Raw genomic sequence first — 20814 nt, 5'->3', positions numbered from 1 at the left:
TTGTAGAAGTTGAGGATTCTTACTTCACGGGCTGTATGCTCTTTTGAGCATAGGATTACCGTGCTATCCCCCTCGTCCCGAAGGTTCGGACAATCATATTTTAATTTATTTTTTTTAACTTGGTTTTTGTTGAAAAAATATGAATTAAACTTTTTTATTGTCATTTATTATTATAGTTATTTCATTATTTAAATCATGTTAGAGAGCACTTGAAAAGTAATAGTGCTCCCACTTTTGTGCAATTCATCCTCGATTTAAAGAATTCAAGGTATTTTTGCACTCTTTAAGATAATTTATTCAAAATAGTTACTGATAGCGATAAAAATCAACTTCCCAACTGACAGTTTCATAATAGTCTATGGTAAATACCTCAGATGAAGATGAAGTATAACTAAATGAGTCGGATCTTGTTTCAACTGCACTTTTTGAACCCCAATCTACACCACCGGACTCGCCATTTGAACCTGAAACATATAAATGGTTTGTAGCATAATTTTTAATAGGAAATGCTGAAAGTTTAACCATTATCTGTCCATCAGGAACCTCAATAGTTTCAGAACCTGAACCTGAACCTGAGTAACTTCCAATCAACTCCCACGATTTAGATTCACTTGCTTTTGATGATGTTGAGCTTTTAGATGAGGATATTGATTGAGTTTGCGCATCATCATCCGATTCTTCAGCCTCGACGGATTCATCATCTTGAGAAGCACTATCCTGTGAAACATCACTACTTTGATTGTTATTGTCCCCACCTAATGCAAAAAATCCAATAGCTCCAACAAGAAGCACTATAATTGCAAGTAAAGCTATTATTATATATTTTGTATTATCTGAACCTTTATCTGAACCTGCAGGAGTCGGCTCAGCAATCACTTCAGATAGGGAACTTCCACATTTTGTGCAAAATTTTGCACCTTTCTTATTTTCAAATCCGCAATTTTTACATTTCATCCTAATCAGTTAAAACAATGATTGTATAATACTATTCTTAATTAAATATAAAAAATTTATTACGAATTTATATAAATTTAAAAGGTGTTTAAGTTATTTATATCAAACAAGTAACATGTTATAAAACATTTTATAGTATTAACAATAAAATAATGTATTATGGTAAAAGAAAACGATGAACTTTTGAAATTAACTTCTTATGTTCAAATCTCTAAATATCGTGAAAAAACATTAAAATCTATCGGAGATGACGTTAAAATACCAACAAACATTGCAAAAGACAGTGGAATTAGGACTAACCATATTTCAAAAGTTCTAAGCGAATTAAAAAGCAAAGACATTGTTGAATGTATAAACGAAGAAGCCCGAAAAGGTAGATTATACAGATTAACAGATACCGGAAAAGATGTTTTAGAGACTATAAAAGAAAAGGAGGAAAAGGAATAGATTAATTGACTAATTAATCTCAATACCCTCTTTTATTACTTCTAATTCATTACGGGTTTCTGAATTATTTGCTTCTTTGAAAATATCATATAATATTCTTATTATTGTACTATTTTTAACATTTAATGGGAAACAGTCGTTTGTTTCGATGAATATTGAATCATTTTTTGGAGATTTTAAATCCATCTTATATTGCAATTTTATTTCCTGCCTTAACGAATCATCGATGTATTTTTCTAGATAAACTATAATTTCATTAGCAAAAGTATTACCGAACATCATCATGCTTTCAATTGAATCATTGTCAAGACTAGTATTTTCAATTAATGTGTTGAACGATCCATAATTCTGATAGCCATATGGTATGAATCTGCCTTCTACGGTGTGTGCGCAGTATTCGCTCATTATCTTAAACTCCGGAAGAGTTATAAAATACCAGACAAAACTTTGCAGCGTTGATGATGTTTTAACTTTAAATATTTCACACAATAAAGATTCAATGATTGTGAATAAGAAATAATGAGCCAATTCATGTATGATTGTGGCTATCTGAACAGAATCATCCAATCTGTCATCGTAATAAATGGAATTTCCTAAAAATATGTATCCTCTCTCATAGCCTCTTGATTTCGGCTTGCATGGAGTGAATATGCTAGCAAAATTTAAAATCTTCTCTTTTGCTGAATTGCCATAAATCCTAAAGTATTCCGCCCTTAAGAATATCTTAGTCAACAATTGATTGTAATCCTCATCGCTGATTTCAGCATTTGATAACAAATCCTCATTGAATTCGCTGAATAATACATCATAATCATCAATGGAAATGGGGTTTATTTGTTCCTTACATCTGATGCAGTGAGTTTCATAATCCAAATTGGGTTGACCGCAATATGGACAGATATGCTCGGTGATTAATTTATTGCCGCAGTGGGTGCAGTAATTATTTTCCTTAAGGTTGAAAGTTCCACAGACATCACAGATTTTCAAATTAATCACTACCTAAACATATTTTTAATGCTTTTAACAGCAGGTGTAACGGAATTTTTTATTAACATCAGATTTTTAATATTTTTGCCGCATTTTGGGCAGAAATCCGCATCCCAATCCAAAATTTCACCACAGGAACATATTACTTTTGTCTTAATAATTCGCTGAGGGTTTAAAGGCCTTTCACATTTCCTGCAAAACTTAGATGTAAGGGGATTCTTATGGCCGCAAACGCAAACGATTACTGAATTTTCCCTTTTTAAATTTGCTCCACATTCAATGCAAAAAGCTGAGGAAAGCTCATTAATTGTGGAACATGTGCATAATATTGAAACTTCAGACATCTGACCGTAATTTTCTAATGGGCGTCCGCAATTCTTGCAGAATTGGGAAAATTTTTCATTTTCTTCACCGCAAAAGCAGAAAACAGAATTATTGAACTCCAAATTGAAATTGCTATAATTATCCCCTGCTGGAGTTTTCTCATCACGTAACTTTCGACCGCACATCTCACAAAATACATTTTCCTTATCGTTGACTGCACCACATTCACATAAAATATTGTCAATTGAGAATTCTGGCTTTGGTTTATTTCTTAAAATTCTAACGAGCTTATTTTGAATTCTTCTGGTGCCGCACATATAACAGTATTCATTGTTAATGTCATTTAGATAACCGCAGGAGCAGATTTCATATTTGTAATCAGCTCTTTTTCGTACGATATATGGTGAAAAGTCAATGTCAAAATTAAAAAACCCGATATTGTGGACTGGCGGTGTGAAGACATGGTCTCCCTTTTTTGCATGATAGATTGTCTTGCTTCCGCAGTTTGTACAATAAGGATCTAACGGAACAATTCTATGGCCGCATTTCTTGCAATAATTCTCCAAATTCATTTATATCTCTAATTATTTTTTAGACAACAATTGAATCTCTTCGACTACCTTGTATAAAACTTCATCTCCAAGTCCCTCAATGTATTTAATGGAACCTGCACATTCATGGCCTCCACCATCAATTCCCGCTTGAGGAACCCTTTCAATCATCTTGGAAACAATTTCATTCACATTAAATCCATACTGCTCATTGACGGCATCAGTTGCCCGGAATACTCCAAAATCAGGACCATGGCCTAAAGTCACGATAGGCTTGTCTTCACCTAACTCCTTAATGATTTTATCATGGACAAAACCGCAGGTTTTTCCCGGAGCTGGGAAAGTGAACTTATGGGCGTATTTTTCGACATCAATAAGATTGAAATAAATTCCATTGGCCAATTGGGTTTTCTTGATATTAGGCAATGTTGCTTTAAGCTGTGTATCCACTCTTTTTTGATATTCCTTATACAAAGCATCAATCATCTTTTCATGCTTATCCAAATTATCGACAGCCAAAATGGTGTCCATTATGCCTCTGCCGTTCATGAACCTTAAGAAGTATGCCTCAAAATCAACACATTCAGCTATTTTTGCCAAGTGCTCTTTGCCGAATCCCTTTTCAGCCGCCAATTCAAGGTATTGGTAAACTTCACCGCATTCCGCACGGTCTCCCAATGCTGCAACGGCAGGCAAATGCTTGATTAATTCCTTTACATTTGGATTGATAAGGTGCGCTACTTCTGTTGCAAGTGCGCCAGCAGTCAATTGAGAATCTCCGCCAACCAAATACGGATTTACATGAGTGTCAACATATTCGTCCACTGCAACTGTCGCTCCATAGATTTCTCCATCCTGCACGTCTTTTGTTAACAATTCACCAGGAGAGTGGTGGTCTATTACGACAACTTCAATATCATATATTTTAGCCTGCATTAAAGCGACAATATCCTCTTCAGTAGATCCATTGTCCAATAAGACAATAAGCGGCAATTTCTGACCATGCCTTTCCTGATCCTCTAGGGCAAATGACAAGTCTTTAACGACGTCTTCAAGCTCATAGAATGGAGCTTTACTTGGAGATCTTTTGAAATAATAATATTGAGCATCATTGCTTGGATTTTCCTTTTCAATCAATGGAATAATCGCCTTTTCCATAGCCACACCGGAACAGATTCCATCCGCATCATTATGGTGTCTGAGTATGATTGTCCTTCCGTCAAGTATTGCCCTTCTGATTTTCTGTGCAGCCTCCCTCATCTTAGGTTTAAGCCTGTTTAAAACATCACTTTTGACCAAGAAATCCACATGTTGAGGTTCGGCCTTTTTGTTTAATGCATCGTCAATTAATTTATGTAACTTTCTGGTGTTTTCCTCATCAAGCTTTATCATTGAAGATGACTCAATCTGTGTCTTTCCGCCATGTTCGTTGACTTCACCGATTACCTGAACGGCATCTTCAAGTTCGATTTCAGGATAAGACCTTTCGCCTGCCTTTTTATCAAATGCTGCAATCTCAGCAGTTCCGCTTTCATCACTGATTATGAATATTGTAGGCCCGGAAGTCTGTTGAATCTGTTGAACTTCACCATCAATTCTGACAATTCTGCCCTTATTCTCTTCAAGTTTGCTGATTAAGGTTCTTGGAATTGATTTTGTCAATCTTTTAAGGATATAATCTTCAACATGGGCTGCAGCCAAATCAATTTTGCCCTCTCGGGATTTGATAGATGTGATGAATACAATTATTTCATCACCAACATGATAATGGCCCACTTCACCGCGCATAAGTCCCCAAACATTATTGTTTAGAGTAACAAAAGCACCATATCTCTCAATCCTGGTGATTTTCCCTTTATATAGCTTATCCTTATCAATGTCTTTCATTTCACACAATGAATCCAATTCATATACTGTGCGAGTGGCTCTTCTTTTAGCTTCAAAATCATCATATTTCTTTTTTTCTTCCTTGCGCTTCTCTTCACATTCTGCACATAAGTCATGCTTGTCGCTGATTGATTTTCCACAATCCCTGCATACGTCTATTTGACCTGTTCCATGGCAATGAGGGCATTCTTCATAAACTTCAACTTGCCCCTTTCCATTGCATGCTTCACATGGAATATCTTCTTCACCACCCAAGTCAAATTTGGCTCTTGCCTTACTGTTTACGCCTTTAAAATGATTTCCTATATCAAATGAATCATCTTCAAAACCTGTTCCGCCACAGGCTTCACATTCCTTATAGTCCACTACTACTGAACCGATTCCATTACATTTTGGACATTTTGTTTTCAATTTAAAACCCCTTGCTTATATGATAAAATTCTGTTTAAATAAATCAGGATTTTCCTTAACTATTGTATCCCGTTGATCTTGATATTTTGTAGCTTCATAAATCAAATCATTAGCTTCTGAAGCATAATTTGTTCCAGTATAATTTGAATATACTTCAAAACATTCAATTGATTCCTTTAATTTGTCGACAGCTTGGATTTTCAATTCCAATTCCTTGATAACCGTACCAATATATTCATTCTGGACATCATTTATATCCGAGGAATATTCGTTTTTAATATCTTTTAATTTATTTAGACTATTATTGTAATTATTGCCTGCAGATATGGCCTTATCCATCGAATTGGAATAGTATTTGTCATTGACTAACTGTACCGCTTCATTATAATCGGCATCACCCTCAACAATGGAACTGCTAATATCAGGCATGGTTTTATTAATGCTGTCTACGGAACTATCAATCAAAACGATAGCTGCTGAAATAACTAACAAAACTGCAACAAAAATTATTAATTTACTATAACTAGACACGATATATTTTATATAAAAACCAGTAATTAAAATTTTTCATGGAAAAATAAATAAAAAAAGAAGTTTGAAAATGAATTTCAAACCTATTCGTATGACCAAAGACCGTGTTGGTTACAGAATGCTAATACAACAAGATCTTTTGTGCAGTTAATAGTGAAGCTTGCTTCTGGAGCATCACCAGGTTCCAAGAATTTAATGTAATGTTCACAATCAGATTCAACAAGTATAAATTGAATGTAGTGGTCTTCATCCATTGGATGAGCTGCTTCACCGACTTTAACGGTAATGTCATTACCATCGATTTCAACTACTGGTTTGTGTTTTGGAGCTTTTTCCCCTTCAGTTTGTATAGGGAATTCGAGCATGTGTTCGGAACATGTTTTTGCATCACCTTTAACTAAAAGTTGAACAATACTTCCACAGTCGTCACATTTTAATATTTTTACCATAATAAAACATCTCCTTATATGAGTTAAAGATACTTTATTAAACAAAGTATTTATTACTATTGATTTGTTTCGTAATAGTTTTCAATAGCTGCCTGAAGCCCGTCTGCCGCAAGGTTGGAACAGTGCATCTTGATAGGTGGAAGACCGTCAAGCTCTTCTGCAACATCATTTCTGGATATCTGCAAAGCTTCTTCTAAAGTTTTTCCAACTGCAATTTCAGTAATCATGCTGCTTGTTGCAATAGCTGCTCCGCAACCGAATGTCTGGAAAGAAATATCCTGAATTACATCATCTTCAACTTTGATGTAAATGGTCATCAAGTCCCCACAGGTTGGGTTTCCAACGGTTCCGACACCGTTAGCGTCTTCCATCATTCTACAGTTTCTTGGGTTTGCAAAGTGATCCATTACTTTTTCTGAATAATCCATAATTAACACATCCTACAGTCATCACCGTGTTTTTTACACATTACGCCATCATAATCCAATTCCTGATTCCATAAAGGAGACATTTGTCTTAATCTGGAAACGGATTCTGCAATAACGTTTACAAATTCATCAACATCAAAACTGTCGCTTTCAGGAGCAAGTGAGATTCTTAAAGATCCATGAACATCAACAGGGTCAAGACCTAAAGCTGTGAGAACTGGTGAAGCTTCAAGCTTATTTGATGAACATGCTGAACCGGTTGAAGCCTGATAACCTTTAGCATCAAGTAAAAGGATTAATGATTCCCCTTCAATAGCCTTAAATCTGAAGTTAACGAGGTTTGGTAACCTGTGTTCCATGTCTCCGTTTACGTATGCTTCAGGAATTGTGGCCAACACTTTTTCAATCAGTTCATCCCTGATGGAAATTAATTTTTCATAGTGTTCATCTAGATTTTTGGAAGCCAACTCGCAGGCTTTACCGAATCCGACGATTCCCGGGACATTTTCTGTTCCAGATCTGATTCCTCTTTCCTGACCCCCTCCATGAATGAGAGGTTCGACACGAGTTCCTTTTTTAATGTACAATGCTCCAACACCTTTTGGACCATTGATTTTATGTGAAGATAAAGACAATAAATCGACGTTTAATTTCTCAACATCCACTTCAATCTTACCGAAAGTCTGAACAGCATCGGTGTGGAATTTGATTTTCCTTTCACGAGCGATTTTTCCAATCTCTTCGATCGGTTGGATTGTACCGATTTCATTGTTACCATGCATGATGGTAATCAATATTGTCTCATCGGTTATTGCATCTTCCAAATCCTCCACTTTGATGATACCGTTTTCGTATACCGGCAAATAGGTAACATCATAGCCAATGGATTCTAAAAAGTATAGGGTGTCTCTTACAGCAGGGTGTTCAATTTCTGTTGTAATGATGTGATTTCCCCTATTTCTTAATTTGAAAGCTAACCCCTTAATAGCCAAATTATCAGATTCTGATCCTCCGCTTGTGAAAATAATTTCTTCCGGTTTAGCATTTATTGCATCAGCCACTCTTTGGCGGGCTAAATTTAATGCTTTTTTTGATTCACGGCCAATACTGTAAAGAGTGGAAGGATTTCCAAATTCTTTTGTGAAATAAGGTTCCATCTCTTTAAAAACTTCATCACTAACTTGAGTGGTTGCTGAGTTGTCCAAATACATTTCTTTATCTCCCAATTGTTTTTTTATTAATTTTAATGTTTTAATATAAATATTTAAAGTGATTAGATAGTAACTTAGATACTATCTAATGCTTGACTTAAATCTTCAATCAAGTCATCAACATCCTCAAGACCAATGGAAAGTCTGATAAAGTCAGGTGTAACACCAGTAGCTTCCTGCTCTTCTGGAGTCAATTGCTGGTGAGTTGTACTTGCCGGGTGAATTGCAAGACTTTTTGCATCACCGATATTTGCAAGGATTGAGAATAGCTCTAATTTTTCTATAACTTTTCTTCCTGCTTCCTCTCCGCCTTCTACACCAAATCCTAAGATGCCTGCGAAGTGGTCTTTAAGGTATTTTTTGTTGATTTCATAGGTTGGATGTGATTCCAATCCAGGATAGTTAACCCATTTTACTTTAGGGTGTGATTCTAAGAATTTTGCTACTTTTAGAGCATTTTCAGAGTGTCTTTTTACACGTACATCCAAGCTTTCAAGCCCTTGCAGGAAAATGAAGCTGTGTACTGGTGCTTGGGTTGCTCCAAGATCTCTTAAAAGTCTTGCTCTTGCCCTTACTGTAAATGCAATGTTTCCAAGTCCCGGCACATCTCCGAATGAATCCCAGAATACTATTCCATGGTAACTTGGATCCGGGCTGGTAAAGTTTGCAAACTTGCCGTTTCCCCAGTTGAATTTACCTGAATCGACGATATATCCTCCGACTGCAGTACCGTGACCGCCGACATATTTGGTTGCGGATGCTGCAATGACATCAGCCCCATGTTCCAATGGCCTTACCAATCCTACACCGACAGTGTTGTCCACAATCAATGGAATGTCATGTGAGTGTGCGATTTCTGCAAGTGCTTCAAAGTCAGGGACGTCCAATTTAGGGTTTCCGATTGATTCGACATAGATTGCCTTGGTCTTTTCATCGATTGCATCTTCAAATGCCTGTAAATCTTGAGAGTCAACGAACTTGACTTCCCTTGCAAGATCCCTGAAAGTGTAATTGAATAATTGGTATGTTCCACCGTAAAGGTTGTCTGCTGAAACGATGTTGTCTCCAGGTTCGGTTACGTTTAATATTGCATATGAAATTGCTGCAAGACCACTTGATGTTGAAATACCAGAGTTACCGCCTTCGATAGCAGCAATTCTTGCTTCAAATACATCACTGGTAGGGTTAGTTAATCTGGAATAAATTTGTCCAAATTCTTGAAGGGCGAATCTTCTTGCAGCCTCGTCAGAGTCTTTAAATACATATGAAGTGGTTTGATAAATCGGAACCGCCTGTGCCCCTGTTGCGGGGTCTGGAGTTTGTCCTGCACGTACGCCTAATGTTGCCAATCTGTAATTTTTATCTGTCATTAATAATCACCTTTATAATTGATTTCAGTAAAATATATCACGTGTTATATTCACTATATAACAATTGTTATTGTTAATATATAAATGTTTTGGTATGCCTAAAAATACCAACTCAAAAATAGACGAATAAGATAAACTTATTCTGTTATAACATGTGTTATTTTTAGTATATAAAGGTTGTTATATTTATTAAAAGAAATATTTAAAAAAAAGTATAAAAAAGAGAGATGAACTCTCCTAATCATTTATCTCATAACCTAAACTTTGTAGGTCTGATCTGATTTTATCAGATAAATCATATTGTTTGTTAGCTCTCAATTCAGATCTAACTTCTGAAATCAATTCAAGCAAATCATCGGAACCTGCATTGACTTCTTCAGATACAAAGCTAACACCGAAAATATGAGCTGCATCATCTAAAAATGCTTTAATAGCAATTTTATCTTCAACACCCAAATTATCTAATTCATTTTTAGAATCATTAATCAAACCAAAGATAGCTGCAATAGCCTTTGGAGTATTGAAGTCATCATCCATACTGTCAAAGAATTCAGTTGTCCATTTATCCAATACTTCATAGTCAGATTCAAATTCCTCTGTAACTTCAACATCTAAAAGGTCATAGTATTTTCTGATTCTGTCCAAGCTTTTTTCGGATTGGTGAAGTGAATCTTTTGAAAAGTCAATCGGACTTCTGTAGTGGGTTGACAAAACAAAGAACCTGAAGGTTTCGGCTTCATAATCCTTAAGCAAATCACGGATAGTGATGAAGTTATTCAAGGATTTTGACATTTTTTCTCCATTAACGTTTAAAAATCCTGTGTGCAGCCAGAATTTGACCATTGGAGCTTTGCCTGAAACAGCTTCCATTTGAGTGATTTCCGCTTCGTGGTGTGGGAATATTAAATCTAATCCTCCACCGTGGGCATCGTATTGCGGACCGAAGTAGTACTCGGTGATTGCAGTATCTTCAATGTGCCAACCAGGCCTTCCGTCTCCCCATGGGGATGGCCAGGTAGGCTCGTCTACGCCTTCACGTTTTTTCCATAATGCAAAATCCTGAGGGTTTTTCTTGGTTGTATCGGCCAAATCCCTGTGGGATTCAAGCTCTTCAACATTCCTGTTTGACAATTTACCGAATTCAGGGAATTTGTCAATTTCAAAGTAAACCCCATCTTCGGTTTCATAGGCAAAACCCTTATCAATCAATCTTTGAATCTGATCCAAAATTTCATCAACATGGTCGGTTGCTCTTGCAAATAGATTAACGCCATTGACGTTCAATTTGTTCATGTCTTCAATGTATCTTTTCTCAAACTTGCGAGCTAATTCATTTGCTGGAATTCCGCTTTCCTTTGACCTGTTAATGATTTTATCATCAATATCAGTGATATTTTGAATATAAAATACGGCATATCCGCTGTATTCCAAATATCTTTTTATTGTATCAAAGGAAATGTATGTTCTTCCATGACCTATATGAGCATCATCATAAACGGTAGGACCGCAAACAAATAAGTTAACTCTATTTTTATTAATAGTTTCAAAAGTCTCTTTACTACGAGTTAAAGTTGAATAGACGTCCATAAAAAATAACCTCGAAAAATAGTAATTGTAAAAGGCAAGTGAGGGATTTGAACCCCCGTATCATGGTCTGCAGCCACGCACCTAAGCCACTCGGTAAACTTGCCATTAAAATAATAGGATATTAAAATATTGGTTATTAATAGTTTAAATAGTTTACTATAAATCCCAATATTTTTAGCAATTACTAGCTTCGGAACCTAAACAAGATTGGCAATCCTCACCAAGCTCAGACTTGTCAATGTTAAGCTGCTCCAAAACATCTGCAGTTTCAACATGTTTGCATATTGCGCATGTCCTTCCAATCAATTGGGCTTTTGTAGCTGTTCCGTCTGCCAATTCTTGGGCAAAGTCCTGAATCATTTTTCTGACATTGTCATCGAGCTTGATTCCGCTTCCACGTTTATCAGTAATATATTGTGATACCGCAGGCTGAGTAATGTCCATGAGTTCAGAAACATCTTTCTGCCTCATTCCTAAATTTAAAAGTTCCTTTGCTAATTCTGATCTAATAGCTGGTATTACATACCATACAACGATTTCACAAGGTGGTTTCATAAAAAATCCCTTCTATTTTTTAAACAAATCCTCTAATTCTTCTTGTTCATCTCGAATATCATCTGTTAAGCAAATCTCATTTTTCTCAAATAAGATTCTGATTTGTTGATCATTTTCTTTGAGGTGTTTTTCAAGAGTTCTGATTGCATCAGCAACAGGGTCTGGAAGTTTTCCGTGGTTAAGGTCAACTTCTTTGTAGGAAACTCCTTTACATTTGACAATACGGCCTGGAACACCAACACAAGTTGATTCCGGAGGAACATCCTTCAGCACAACAGCACCGGTACCTATTTTGGAGTATTCCCCAATAGTAATGTTACCCATTACCTTAGCGCCGGCACCAACGATTACTCCGCGCTCAAGTGTCGGGTGTCTTTTGGTTTTTTCAGTACTGGTACCGCCAAGAATCACTCCTTGATAAAGCAATACATCATCACCAACTACCGCTGTTTCTCCAACAACAACACCCATTCCGTGATCAATGAAAACTCTTTTACCAAATGTTGCGCCAGGATGAATTTCAATTCCTGTGATAAATCTTGCTAAATTGGAATTCATACGAGCTAAAAGCTTTAAAGAATGATTCCATAGCCAATGACTTACCCTATGGAACAATAGAGCATAAAATCCAGGATAGCACAAGAAAATCTCTAATGTAGATCTGGCAGCCGGATCCTTTTGTTTAATAGCTTTGATTTCATCCCTTAAATCTTGAAACATTTGATATACCTCTAAAGTTTACAATTAAAATATTATAACATATGGTATATATAGTTATTCTTATTCAAATAACCAGTCTACGGAGAGATATCTTTCACCATTGTCCGGTAAGATAGCTATTATTCTTTTACCTTTGTTTTCTTCTTTTTTAGCTAATTCTAAAGCAGCCCAAGTTGCAGCTCCAGAGGATATGCCTGAGAATATACCTTCTTCACGAGCAAGTGCAAGTAAAGTGTTTCCTGCATCTTTATTTGCAACCGGAATGATTTCATCGATTACGCTGGAATCATAGATTGAAGGAACAAATCCTGCACCGATACCTTGGATTTTGTGAGGTCCTTTTACACCTTTACCTAAGGTTTGGGAATCTTTCGGTTCAACTGCAACTATTTTAACACCTGGAACTTCTTCTTTCAATACTTTACCGATTCCAGTAATTGTTCCACCAGTACCTACACCACCAATTACAATGTCAACTTTTCCTTCAGTGTCTCTTAAAATTTCTTGGGCAGTGGTTTCAGCATGGATTTTTACGTTAGCAGGATTGTCGAATTGACCTAAGATAATAGATCCCTCAGTTTCCTCGTTAAGTTCCTTAGCTTTTGCAATAGCTCCACCCATTCCATCAGCACCAGGAGTTAAGACAATTTCCGCACCTAAAACGCTCACGAATTTCCTTCTTTCAATGGACATGGTTTCAGGCATAGTTATAATTAATTTATAACCTTTTGCAGCTGCCGCAAATGCAAGACCAATACCTGTGTTTCCACTGGTAGGTTCGATAATGGTTGCACCAGGCTTAAGCAAACCTTTTTCTTCTGCATCTTCAATCATTGCAACTGCAACCCTGTCTTTTACACTTCCGGTTGGGTTGAATGATTCTACCTTTACATCTACTTCCGCTTCTAAGTCTTTAGTTAAATTGTTTAATCTTACAATTGGAGTGTTTCCAATAGCATCTGTAATGCTGTCTAAAACTCCTCTTTTTAATTCTGGAATATTTGCCATAATTTGATTCTCCTATATATTTATATGTTTTAAGGCATATTAAAGGGTTATTTTAAAAAGTTATATAACACTTGTTATTATAACTATTGTTATATAACATTGTTTTAGTTTATAAATGTTTTGGTATGACTAAAAAAATAGTATTTTAAAAGATATCAACATGCCTACCATTGTTGATTCTTTCTTTAATTTCATCTTCTTTTTTGGTGTTTGGTCTTTTCATTTCTTTTAAGAATAATTCGGCTTCTTTTCCCCTTAATATTGGGGTTGTAGCGATTGGTTTTGCCATATAGATTACCTCTCTAATTTTCATCTATATTGCTTTTACTAAAATAATCGCAAATATCAGTACAAGGACAAATCTCGCATTGAGGCCCTATTGGTTTGCAGATATTCTGGCCGAATTGAACCATCAAATCATTCAGTTTAATCCATAAATCCTCAGGAGCGATTTTGCAAAGCTCAACCTCAGTATCTTCAGGATCTTTCGTATCCACCAAACCCAACCTGTTTGAAATCCTGTGAACATGAGTATCAACCGGAATTGCAGGAAGCTCAAAGGCAAACACCATCACGCAATTAGCGGTTTTTCTGCCGACACCCGGAAGCTTGACAAGCTCCTCTACAGTATCCGGAACTTCACCGCCGTATTCGTCAATCAAAATCTGTGAAACCTCCTGGATTCTACCTGCCTTAACATTATAAAAGCCAGCCGGCCTGATTAACTCCTTAACGTCATCAATTGGAGCGTCCACAACTTCATAAATGTCCTTATATTTAGAGAATAAGTTTTCAGTAGCCTGATCGGTATTTTCATCCCTTGTTCTTTGAGACAAGATTGTCCTGACCAATACCTTGTAAGGGTCATGGTCAAGAAAAGTCCTAATTTCAAAGGTATTTTCCAGCTGATTTATAAGTTCAATTACCCTTTCTTCCTTATTCATCATACCAACTCCAATTCAAATCCTAACTGTGCCATTGACTCAATGAAATTCGGGAAGGAAACATCAAATACTTCTCCGTTTGTTATTTCAATGTCATGCTTTAGGCCAATCAATGAAAACGCCATTGCCAACCTGTGGTCTCCATGAGAGTCGACAACACCTGAGGTGACTCCTCCTGTTATGCTCATTCCATCTTCCCTTTCTTCCAATTTGCAGCCTAATTTCTCAAGCTCTCTGCAGGTTGTATCGATTCTATCAGTCTCTTTTACTCTTGCATGAGCAACACCTGTGATATTGGTCGTTCCTTCAGCCATTGCAGCCAGAACAGCTACGGTAATCAACAAATCCGGAGCATTGGATAAATCCACATCAATGGCTTTCAGATTGCCGTCAGAACCGATTTCAACATAGTCCTCACCTCGAACGACCTTAGCGCCCATAGCCTGTAGAATGTCTAAAATATATTTATCTCCCTGTTTGGAATTTCTAAATAAATTCTTGATTTTAGCTTTTCCGCCGTTGATGGCTATCAATGCCAAAAGATAGGATGCTGATGAATAGTCCCCCTCAACAGTATAATCGCATGCAGTATAATCCTGTTTTCTAACCTTAAACTCATCAATCCTGCAGCTTTGATGCTGCTTATCGCAACTTTCATGCTTTAAATAATAACCTTTAAGCGTTTTGACGCCGAATTTCCTCATGATGTCCAATGTCATGTTGACATATGGCCTTGATTTGAATTCAGGCAAAACGTATAATGTAACGCCCTCTTCAGACAAAGGTGATGATATAAGAATTGATGATATGAACTGTGAGCTGACATTACCATAAATGTTGGTCTCACCGCCGAAATATCCTGGCTTAATCAGTATAGGTGCCTGATCATTGCCCTTCAATGATTCTGTCTCTACACCTAAAGGCTGCAGTGCACCCATCAGCAAGCCCATAGGCCTGGTTTGCAGGGAATCATCACCAGTTAAAGTAACCTCATTATCACTTAAGGCAGCTACAGAAGTCATCAGCCTTAAGGTAGTTCCTGAATTTGCCAGATCGATTGGAGTTTCACTTGAATTATGCAGTTTCCCGCCAGTACCGACAACCTCCAAACACTCGTCAGTCCTGTTTATTTTAGCCCCTAAGGCTTCGCAAACTCTAATGGATGCCAATGTGTCTTCCGAATAAAGCATGTCATAAAGTCTTGAAGTACCTTTTGCAAGTGAAGCCAAAATGACTGCCCTGTGAGAATAACTTTTGGAAGGGGGCGCCTTTACAACTCCTCCGATTTCTGAAATATTTTTTACCTTAAGAATCATTCTATCAATAATATTTTTAGTTAAAATTAATAATATATTTAACTATGAACGAAATAGAAAAAATGAACGCAGGACTTGAATACTGCTACGATGATGAAGAAATCTCCTTAATGAAACTAAGAGCAATCGAAAATGCCAATATTTTTAATTCGCTTGATGAAGATGATTTAGAAAAACAGCATGAGGTTCTAACTGCCATTTTAGGTTCGGTGGGTGAGAAGGTTTGGATAGCTAAACGATTCTGTTTCGATAACGGCAAAAACATTTTCATAGGAAATAACTTTACAGGAAACTTTAACTTAACTATTCTAGATATCAAAGAAGTTTATATTGGTGATAACGTAATGATTGGCCCTAATACAACAATAACTACTGTAACCCATCCGCTTTCACCTAAAGGCAGGCGCGAACATCTGGCTCAAGCAAGTGAAATAACAATCGGCAATGACGTGTGGCTAGGTGCCAATGTAACCGTTCTTCCAGGCGTCACTATTGGAAACAATGTTGTAATTGGTGCGGGGGCAGTTGTAAACAAGGATATCCCGGACAATTCACTCGCAGTCGGCGTTCCGGCAAAAGTTATCAAAGAACTTGAAAATGATTTATAAATAACATAACAACAAAGTATATATTAACTAGGTTGTGTTATTATGGATGCCGTTACCAAAGAAAAATTGAAATTAGCACAAAGATTCAAAAAGGAAAACAAAAATGACGAAGCTGAAGAGATTTATAAAGAATTTTGGGAAAAATCACCCGAAGCATTCTCTGAATTCGATAAAACCTCTTTCAGTTGGGTTTTATACAACAAACACATCAAAAACAATGAGGACATCGATGAAATATGTGAAAATGCCGAGTTGATTACAGAAATTAAAAAACAGCAAAACCAATCAATAGACAGCAAATATCCATGTCCATATACATTATCCATTTTAAAGGTTCTTGAAGCATTGAATAAGAACAATGACTTCGAAGAGGTTGTGATGTGGGCTGAAAAAATCAACCCTGATTATTTAAGTGCAAAAGCAAGCGAGTTTAATGGAAGAAAATATCCTTCAAACAAAGAGAAATACTACAGCCAATTGACCAAAGCCCTCTTAAAACTCGACGACATTGATACATGCTATGAACTATCAAAAGAGGCACTCCAATTGGAAGAGCTGACTGATGATACCTGGTTTAACTGGAGATTGGCTAAATGCGCCAACGAATTGGGTGAATATGATGAAGCGATTGATTATCTTAAAAAGATGATTGCAAAAAAACCTGATTGGTTTGTGAAAGCTGAAATGGCTAACAGCTATTATTTCAAAGGAGACTTTGAAAACTCCCTATCCTATGCAATTGATGCAGTTTTAACCCCTGCTCCAAGCGAAAGCAAAGTAAATGTTTACTCCTTAATTGCCGATTTGATTGAAGACAAATATCCTGAAGAAGCACTGAAACACAGATATCTGGAATACAGCATTAGGCTCAACAAGGAATGGAACATTGAAGATAGGCTAAAAGAGGAAATAGAAAATGCCGGCCTAGATACTGAAAATACAGAATACTGGAAAATCGAAAAGGAGCTTAAAGGTTTTTGGAATGAATTGAAATACAAAGACCAAGATGTGCAATACGGAATAATCAGTAAAATTTTGCCTCACGGAAAAGCCGGATTCATTCAAGCGGAAGATGGAAAATCTTATTACTTTAAAAAATATGAATTTAAAGGCCCTAAAGATGAATTTTGTGAAATGACTAGTGTCAGTTTCTATCTTGAAGAAGGATTTGATAAAGCAAAAAATGAAGTGAAAATGAATGCTGTAAATGTTAATACAATTTAATTAATGTTCAGAATAGCTATTTTTAATAGCTATTAACTATTTTTTTAAAAAAAAGAAATTTGAGAAGTAATTATCTAATTACTTCAACAATCATGTCTAATTTTTCGGATTGTAGGATATCAACCTTTTTACCTGATGCTCCAACAATCTCCTTTTTGATGTTCAACATGTCTTCAGGCACTACAATATCGCCGATTGCAAGTTCATGGTTTTCCTCTAAAACAGAACCTATTTCATCAATGCCAGTTGATTTTAGATAACCTATGATTTTGCCGGCGTCCTTTTTGAATGTCGGTCCGATTTGAGACATGTCAGGTTCCACTTCAATGATTTTTTCATGAACTTCAGGTTTTCCTTGGCTAATGGTCAAGTCCTTGATTTTTAGGGTACCTCTAATGTCATCATCGAATTCATTGAAGATTTCGACTAATGAGTCATCGGAAGTGAATACATTGACTTCGGCCAATTCCGCATTCAATGGGATTTTGGAAGCTGATTTAAATCTTCTAACTTCGTCAATCAATTCAACAGTGGTCTCACCTTTAACTTCCATTTCTTCACTGATTAGCTCATCATAGACTTCAGGCCATAAAGTTGTGTGGATTGATTCATCTGAGAAGTATTGATATACTTCCTCTGTGAAGAATGGTGCAATCGGAGCCAATAGCTTCAAGGATGTTTCAACAACTGTCCTTAATGTGTATTTTGCAGCTCTTCTTGATTCATCGGAGACATCTGTGTATAATCTGTATTTTACTGCTTCGATGTATTCATCACAGAAATCATGCCAGAAGAACCTTTCGATTGAAGTGATTGTTTCTGCAAAGTTGTAGTCTGCAAATGCATTGTCTACAGTAATGTTGAGGTTATTGAGTTTTGATAAAATCCACAAATCGATTGGACCGAGATTATCCTTAACATCTTCATATGACACCTCTTCATCAAAGATTTGCATACTGATGAATCTGAACGCATTCCAGAACTTTCTGAGGAATCTGTATCCATGCTTGATGTCTTTCCAATCGAATATTACATCAGATCCAGGCACACTGTTTGCAGCCCAAGTTCTTAAAGGGTCAGCACCGTATTTTTCAATGACCTCTTCAGGACCTACAACGAATTCAGGTCTTGATTTACTCATTTTGTTTCCGTCTTCACCGAATACCATACCGTTGATTACAATGTCATCAAACGGTTTCTGGCCAGTTAAGGCAATGCATCTTAATGTAGTGTAGAATGCCCATGTACGGATAATGTCGTGTCCTTGCGGACGGATATTTGATGGGAAATGATTAATGTAATCTTCATCAGGCCATCCTGCGATGGATAGTGGTGAAATGGATGAATCCATCCATGTGTCCAATACATCAACTTCAGGAATAAACTCTTCACATCCGCATTCGCATGCATGTTTTGGCTTGTCTACGGTTGGATCAATTGGTAAATCTTCAACATCAGGCAATATTACGGCACCGCAGTCTTTACAGTACCATACTGGAATAGGGGTTGCAAATATTCTTTGTCTTGAGATACACCAGTCCCATTCCATGGAATCTGCCCAGTTTACCATACGGGATTTCATGTGGTCTGGCACCCATCTCATTTCATCTGCTGCGACTTTGGTTTTTTCAATCAAATCTCTTACTGCAACAAACCACTGTTCCTTAAGAAGAATCTCAACAGGAGTTTTACATCTCCAGCATTGCCCGACATTTTGGTCAACTTCTTCTTTTTTCAACAGGTAACCTTCAGCGTCCAAGTCTTCAATGGTTTGCTTTTTACAGCTTTGCAAGTCCATTCCTTCATATCTTCCGGCAGCCGCTGTTAATGTGCCTGTGTCATCAATAACGTCAATGACTTCCAAATCATATTTTTGAACCCAGCTTACGTCAGTTTTATCCCCAAAAGTACAAATCATTACTGCACCTGTACCGAATTCAGGATCTACCTCTTCATCTGCAATGATTTTTACCTTTTGATGTGAAAGAGGTACTTCAACATATTTTCCCAATAAATGAGTGTATCTTTCATCTTCCGGGTGGATTACAACAGCCACACAAGCGGACATCAATTCCGGACGGGTGGTTGCAATTAAAATACCTTCCTCTTTAGGGTCAGCCTGCTTGCCTGAACTTTGAGAGGATGCAATATCATCATAGGAATCTTCAACAGCAGGTGGGAAATTAACATAGTTTAAAAATGTGGTGTTGTCTGAGTATTCGACTTCCGCAAAAGCGATAGCTGTCTCACAACGTGGACACCAATTTACCGGATGCTTTCCTTGATAAATCAATCCGTCTTCATACATTTTTAAAAATGAGTATTGGGTTTTTCTCATATATTCCGGAGTCATTGTAACGAACTCACGAGTCCAATCCTGTGAATAACCCATCGCTTTCATGTCAGCTTTCATGCTTGCAATGTTTTTAGAGGTTAACTCAATACAATACTCCCTGAATTGTGCTCTTGAAACATCATTTTTCTTAATGTTGTAGGTCTCTTCAACTTTCACTTCAGTTGGAAGACCGTGGCAATCCCAGCCCTGTGGGAATAAGACATCAAATCCTTTTTGTCTTCTGTATCTTGCGTTCATATCAATGTAAACCCAATTAAGGACGTGGCCTAAATGAATTGCGCCTGTTGGGTATGGTGGGGGAGTGTCGATAACATATCTAGGACGAGACCCGTCTCCAATGTATTTGTAGACGTTTTCATCTTCCCATTTCTGCTCCCATTCACTTTCTTTTTTAAAGTCATAGTCTTTAGGAATCTCTTGGTTTGACATAAATTTTCTCCTAATAAATATAGATAAAAATAATATTATTAGATATGTAGTTTATTATTTAAAAATATTAAGTAAAAATATCAAATATAGATAAGTATATTATATAATAAAATCAAATTATTAATATTATCAATTAATAAAAAGGACTGTTGAAAAATGAACTTGATATGGTTTTATGTTGCTATTGTATTGGCTATAAGTGATATATTGCACACTACACTCATGTGGAAAGTTCTAAATAACTTTTACATAGTACTGGGCGGTTTAATCCAGCAATCTACACATTCCACATGGCAGACTTGGGTAGTGCATGAGATAATGGAAGCGGGATTCCATTTTGTAGTCATATCAGTAGTTTTCTTGAATCCAACTATCGGAATTCTAGCGGCCCTGATTCATTTTGTAGTAGATGTAACCCATACCGTTTTCATACGCAACATGGGCGAATTAGAACATAGAGCACTGCACTTCGTTGTAGAGTCTCTATTTTTCATTTTACTCTTTGGATTTTAAAAAA

General features: G+C 36.6%; 21 protein-coding genes and 1 tRNA gene. 4 read left to right on the top strand and 18 right to left on the bottom strand.

Going from position 1 to position 20814, the window contains the following annotated elements:
• Positions 1-306: 306 nt before the first annotated feature.
• Positions 307-954: a zinc ribbon domain-containing protein gene (locus ACJROP_RS07880; protein WP_406534921.1), complete on the bottom strand. Its 648-nt coding sequence runs from the start codon at positions 952-954 to the stop codon at positions 307-309.
• A gap of 159 nt (positions 955-1113) precedes the next feature.
• Between ACJROP_RS07880 and ACJROP_RS07875 the strand changes: the two genes are divergently transcribed.
• A complete protein-coding gene (locus ACJROP_RS07875) occupies positions 1114-1401 on the top strand; it encodes a winged helix-turn-helix domain-containing protein (RefSeq protein ID WP_406534920.1) in 288 nt (95 codons plus the stop codon).
• Positions 1402-1410: 9 nt separating this feature from the next.
• Here the strand turns inward: ACJROP_RS07875 and ACJROP_RS07870 are convergent, their stop codons facing one another.
• From ACJROP_RS07870 to aroA, 16 genes are all read right to left on the bottom strand, one after another.
• A complete protein-coding gene (locus ACJROP_RS07870) occupies positions 1411-2388 on the bottom strand; it encodes a zinc ribbon domain-containing protein (RefSeq protein WP_406534919.1) in 978 nt (325 codons plus the stop codon).
• 8 nt (positions 2389-2396) lie between these two features.
• Positions 2397-3284 carry a double zinc ribbon domain-containing protein gene (locus ACJROP_RS07865; RefSeq protein ID WP_406534918.1) on the bottom strand — a complete coding sequence of 296 codons (888 nt, stop codon included), beginning with the start codon at positions 3282-3284 and terminating at the stop codon, positions 2397-2399.
• Between the two features lie 12 nt (positions 3285-3296).
• The gene (locus tag ACJROP_RS07860; RefSeq protein ID WP_406534917.1) at positions 3297-5561 is read right to left on the bottom strand and encodes a DHH family phosphoesterase; all 2265 of its coding nucleotides are present in this window, start codon (positions 5559-5561) and stop codon (positions 3297-3299) included.
• A gap of 15 nt (positions 5562-5576) precedes the next feature.
• On the bottom strand, positions 5577-6092 hold the full coding sequence (locus tag ACJROP_RS07855; protein ID WP_406534916.1) for a hypothetical protein: 516 nt from the start codon (positions 6090-6092) through the stop codon (positions 5577-5579).
• A gap of 83 nt (positions 6093-6175) precedes the next feature.
• Positions 6176-6541 (bottom strand): desulfoferrodoxin family protein, encoded by a 366-nt coding sequence (locus ACJROP_RS07850; protein WP_406534915.1) that lies wholly within the window; start codon positions 6539-6541, stop codon positions 6176-6178.
• A gap of 56 nt (positions 6542-6597) precedes the next feature.
• A complete protein-coding gene (nifU, locus tag ACJROP_RS07845) occupies positions 6598-6969 on the bottom strand; it encodes a Fe-S cluster assembly scaffold protein NifU (protein ID WP_292749257.1) in 372 nt (123 codons plus the stop codon).
• A gap of 2 nt (positions 6970-6971) precedes the next feature.
• Positions 6972-8180, bottom strand: a complete 1209-nt coding sequence (locus ACJROP_RS07840) for a cysteine desulfurase family protein (RefSeq protein ID WP_406534914.1) — start codon at positions 8178-8180, stop codon at positions 6972-6974.
• Between the two features lie 74 nt (positions 8181-8254).
• The gene (locus tag ACJROP_RS07835; protein WP_406534913.1) at positions 8255-9550 is read right to left on the bottom strand and encodes an O-acetylhomoserine aminocarboxypropyltransferase/cysteine synthase family protein; all 1296 of its coding nucleotides are present in this window, start codon (positions 9548-9550) and stop codon (positions 8255-8257) included.
• A gap of 237 nt (positions 9551-9787) precedes the next feature.
• On the bottom strand, positions 9788-11137 hold the full coding sequence (gene cysS, locus ACJROP_RS07830) for a cysteine--tRNA ligase (RefSeq protein WP_406534912.1): 1350 nt from the start codon (positions 11135-11137) through the stop codon (positions 9788-9790).
• 32 nt (positions 11138-11169) lie between these two features.
• A tRNA-Cys gene (locus ACJROP_RS07825) sits at positions 11170-11241 on the bottom strand.
• A gap of 70 nt (positions 11242-11311) precedes the next feature.
• Positions 11312-11692 (bottom strand): transcriptional regulator, encoded by a 381-nt coding sequence (locus ACJROP_RS07820; RefSeq protein ID WP_406534911.1) that lies wholly within the window; start codon positions 11690-11692, stop codon positions 11312-11314.
• 12 nt (positions 11693-11704) lie between these two features.
• Positions 11705-12412, bottom strand: coding sequence for a serine O-acetyltransferase (gene cysE / locus ACJROP_RS07815; protein ID WP_406534910.1), 708 nt, complete (start codon positions 12410-12412; stop codon positions 11705-11707).
• A gap of 60 nt (positions 12413-12472) precedes the next feature.
• Positions 12473-13420: a cysteine synthase A gene (cysK, locus tag ACJROP_RS07810; RefSeq protein ID WP_406534909.1), complete on the bottom strand. Its 948-nt coding sequence runs from the start codon at positions 13418-13420 to the stop codon at positions 12473-12475.
• A 145-nt stretch (positions 13421-13565) separates the two neighbouring features.
• Positions 13566-13709, bottom strand: a complete 144-nt coding sequence (locus ACJROP_RS07805; protein WP_406534908.1) for a hypothetical protein — start codon at positions 13707-13709, stop codon at positions 13566-13568.
• 13 nt (positions 13710-13722) lie between these two features.
• Entirely contained in the window at positions 13723-14364 is a 642-nt protein-coding gene (nth, locus tag ACJROP_RS07800) for an endonuclease III domain-containing protein (RefSeq protein ID WP_406534922.1), read from the bottom strand.
• Positions 14364-15680 carry a 3-phosphoshikimate 1-carboxyvinyltransferase gene (gene aroA / locus ACJROP_RS07795; RefSeq protein ID WP_406534907.1) on the bottom strand — a complete coding sequence of 439 codons (1317 nt, stop codon included), beginning with the start codon at positions 15678-15680 and terminating at the stop codon, positions 14364-14366. The genes nth and aroA overlap by 1 nt, the downstream gene beginning before the upstream one ends.
• A 44-nt stretch (positions 15681-15724) precedes the next feature.
• On the opposite strand from aroA, the gene ACJROP_RS07790 reads away from it, so the two are divergent.
• Both ACJROP_RS07790 and ACJROP_RS07785 read left to right on the top strand, forming a co-directional pair.
• Complete coding sequence (locus ACJROP_RS07790; protein WP_406534906.1) at positions 15725-16288, top strand: sugar O-acetyltransferase; 564 nt, start codon at positions 15725-15727, stop codon at positions 16286-16288.
• 42 nt (positions 16289-16330) lie between these two features.
• Positions 16331-17512 (top strand): tetratricopeptide repeat protein, encoded by a 1182-nt coding sequence (locus ACJROP_RS07785; protein ID WP_406534905.1) that lies wholly within the window; start codon positions 16331-16333, stop codon positions 17510-17512.
• Between the two features lie 70 nt (positions 17513-17582).
• On the opposite strand, the gene ACJROP_RS07780 is transcribed toward ACJROP_RS07785, so the two are convergent.
• The gene (locus tag ACJROP_RS07780) at positions 17583-20297 is read right to left on the bottom strand and encodes a valine--tRNA ligase (protein WP_406534904.1); all 2715 of its coding nucleotides are present in this window, start codon (positions 20295-20297) and stop codon (positions 17583-17585) included.
• A gap of 156 nt (positions 20298-20453) precedes the next feature.
• On the opposite strand from ACJROP_RS07780, the gene ACJROP_RS07775 reads away from it, so the two are divergent.
• Positions 20454-20810, top strand: a complete 357-nt coding sequence (locus ACJROP_RS07775) for a hypothetical protein (protein ID WP_406534903.1) — start codon at positions 20454-20456, stop codon at positions 20808-20810.
• Positions 20811-20814 lie beyond the last annotated feature (4 nt).

This window comes from Methanobrevibacter sp., assembly GCF_045220775.1.
Taxonomy (GTDB): domain Archaea; phylum Methanobacteriota; class Methanobacteria; order Methanobacteriales; family Methanobacteriaceae; genus Methanocatella.
This window is presented reverse-complemented; position numbering and strand designations above follow the sequence as displayed.